Genomic DNA, 2,856 nt, shown 5'->3' on the forward strand with positions numbered 1-2,856 from the left:
CGCGCGCGTCAGCTCCCGTCGCGGTACGCCTCCAGGAGGCGCAGCCACACCTCGCTGATCGTCGGGTAGGACGGGACCGCGTGCCACAGTCGGGCGACGGGGACCTCGCCGGCGATCGCGATCGTGGCGGAGTGGAGCAGTTCGCTCACGGAGGGGCCGACGAAGGTGGCGCCGCGCAGGAAGCCGTGGTCCTCGTCCACGACGAGGCGGGCGCGCCCCGTGTAGCCGTCGGCGTGCAGGGCGGCGCCCGCGACGGAGCCGATCTCCTGGTCCACGGCGCGCACGCGGTGCCCGGCCGCCTCGGCCTCGGCGAGGGTCAGGCCCACCGCGGCGACCTCGGGGTCGGTGAAGACCACCTGCGGGACGGCGGCGTGGTCGGCGGTGGTCTGCGCCGGGGACCACGGCGAGGTGTCGACCGTCTCGCCCTTGGCGCGCGCGGCGATGGCGGCGCCCGCGACGCGGGCCTGGTACTTGCCCTGGTGGGTGAGGAGCGCGCGGTGGTTGAGGTCGCCGACGGAGTAGAGCCAGTCGGTGCCGGGGACGAGGCAGCTGTCGTCCGACTCCACCCAGCCGCCCGGCTCCAGGTCCACCGTCTCCAGGCCGAGGTCCTCGCTGCGCGGGGCGCGTCCGGTGGCGAAGAGGACCTCGTCGGCCTCCAGGGTCGAGCCGTCGCCCAGGGTGAGCGTGACGGGCCCGGTGCCGCCGGGGCGGGAGACCTCGGCGACGGAGGTGCGGGGGCGGATGTCGACGCCGTGCTCGGCGAGCTGCTTGGCGAGGAGTTCCCCGGCGAAGGGCTCCATGCGGCCGAGGAGGCGTTCGCCGCGGACGAGGAGCGTGACGTGCGCGCCGAGGCCGCGCCAGGCGGTGGCCATCTCGACGGCGACGACGCCGCCACCGACGATCGCGAGCCTGCCGGGCACCTGCTGGGCGCTCGTGCCCTCGCGGCTGGTCCAGGGCCTGGCCTCGGCGAGGCCGGGCAGTTCGGGGAGCTTGGCGCCGGTGCCGGTCGCGAGGACCACGGCGCGGCGCGCGGTGAGCCGCAGGACGGTGCCCTCGGGGGTCGTGACGGCCACGGTCCTGGGCCCGTCGAGCCGTCCGTGGCCGCGGACGAGCGGCACGTCGACCGACTCCAGCCACTCGGCCTGGCCGCCGTCCTTCCAGTGCGAGGTGAAGGAGTCCCTGCGCGCGAGCACGGGGCCCGCTTCGAGGGGCCCGGCCACATGCTGGGCGAGGCCGGGCAGGCGGCGTGCCTCGGCCTGGGCGAGTACGGGGCGCAGGAGCGCCTTGCTGGGCATACAGGCCCAGTAGGAGCACTCTCCGCCCACGAGTTCGCTCTCCACGATCACGGTGCTCAGGCCCGCGGCGCGGGTGCGGTCGGCGACGTTCTCGCCGACGGGTCCCGCGCCCACCACCACGACGTCGTAGGTCTGCTGCTCGGCCTCGGTTCCGGTGTCCGTCATGGCCCCAGTCTGTCGAAGTGTGTGCGTCCCCGCCACGGGGGTAGCGGGGACGGAATACGCCCTGAGGCGGCACCGTTGTCCTGACGGGTCCGCATCCGGGCCGTATCGATGTGCCAGGACAGACCAGGAAGTAGGAGAAGTATGCCCACTGTGGAGCTGACCAAGGAGAATTTCGACCAGACCGTGACGGACAACGAGTTCGTCCTGATCGATTTCTGGGCGTCCTGGTGCGGTCCCTGCCGCTCCTTCGCCCCGGTCTACGAGAAGTCGTCCGAGGAGAACCAGGACCTCGTCTACGGGAAGATCGACACCGAGGCCCAGCCCGAACTGGCCGCCGCCTTCGGTATCCAGTCGATCCCGACGCTGATGATCGTCCGTGACCAGGTCGCGGTCTTCGCGCAGCCGGGCGCCCTGCCCGAGGCCGCGCTCCAGGACGTGATCGGCCAGGCGCGGGCGCTCGACATGGACGAGGTGCGCAAGTCGATCGCCGAGGCCGAGAAGTCGACGGGCGGGGAGTCCCCGCAGCCGGGCGAGAGCGCCTGAGCCGGGACCCGGCCACGCCCGCGAGGGCGCCAGGACCGGGGTCCGCGCGAGCGCCGGAGCACACCCCTTCCGTACCGGCCTCCCGCGGCCCCGCGCCGCCCCTCTCACCCGTTCGGGTGAGAGGGGCGGTTTCTTTCTGCTCCCGGGTGCCGTGCGCCGTTCTCAGAACGGGTACGCGGCGACGTCCGCGCGGACCGTCGTCCAGCGCGTCTCGGTGAAGGCGTCGAGGTTGGCCTCGCCGCCGAAGCGGGCGCCCGTGCCGGAGGCGCCGAGGCCGCCGAAGGGGGCGACGGCCTCGTCGTTGACGGTCTGGTCGTTGATGTGGACGATCCCGGTGGGGACGCGCTCGGCGAGGGCGAGGCCGCGCGCGGTGTCGCGCGTGATGACGCCGAGCACGAGGCCGTAGGGGCTCGCGGCGGCGAGTTTGACGGCCTCGTCGTCGTCGGCGAAGGACCGGACGGGCGCGACGGGCCCGAAGACCTCCTCGGTGTAGGCCGGGGTGTCCTCGTTCACGCCGGCGAGGACGGTGGGCCGGTAGAAGAGGCCGTCGTGGGTGCCGCCCGCGACGAGCCGGGCGCCGCGCGCGGTGCTCGACTCCACGAGCCGGTGGATCTTCCCGAGCTGGTCCTGGTCGATGACGGGTCCGAGGTGCACCTCGGCGCGGTAGGGGTCGCCGACGGCGAGCGAGTCGGCCTTGGCGGCCAGCCGCTCGACGTACTCGTCGTAGAGGGAGGCGTGCACCAGGTGGCGCCCGGTGGTCATGCAGACCTGGCCCTGGTGGAAGAAGGAGCCCCAGGCGGCGGCCGACACGACGGCGTCGATGTCGGCGTCCTCGCGCACGACGAGCGCGGAG

The 2,856-nt window shown here is 73.8% G+C and carries 3 protein-coding genes; 1 reads left to right on the forward strand and 2 read right to left on the reverse strand.

Going from position 1 to position 2,856, the window contains the following annotated elements:
• Nucleotides 1-8 precede the first annotated feature (8 nt).
• Nucleotides 9-1,460: a dihydrolipoyl dehydrogenase family protein gene (locus SSBG_RS01825; protein WP_008744532.1), complete on the reverse strand. Its 1,452-nt coding sequence runs from the start codon at nt 1,458-1,460 to the stop codon at nt 9-11.
• Nucleotides 1,461-1,601: 141 nt separating this feature from the next.
• Between SSBG_RS01825 and trxA the strand changes: the two genes are divergently transcribed.
• Nucleotides 1,602-2,003, forward strand: a complete 402-nt coding sequence (trxA, locus tag SSBG_RS01830) for a thioredoxin (protein ID WP_037868693.1) — start codon at nt 1,602-1,604, stop codon at nt 2,001-2,003.
• A 162-nt stretch (nt 2,004-2,165) separates the two neighbouring features.
• Here trxA and SSBG_RS01835 read toward each other — a convergent pair.
• The coding region (locus SSBG_RS01835) for an aldehyde dehydrogenase family protein (protein ID WP_037868695.1) at nt 2,166-2,856 on the reverse strand (691 nt) is incomplete at its 5' end.

Origin of the sequence: Streptomyces sp. SPB074, from assembly GCF_000154905.1 — a bacterium.
GTDB lineage: Bacteria > Actinomycetota > Actinomycetes > Streptomycetales > Streptomycetaceae > Streptomyces.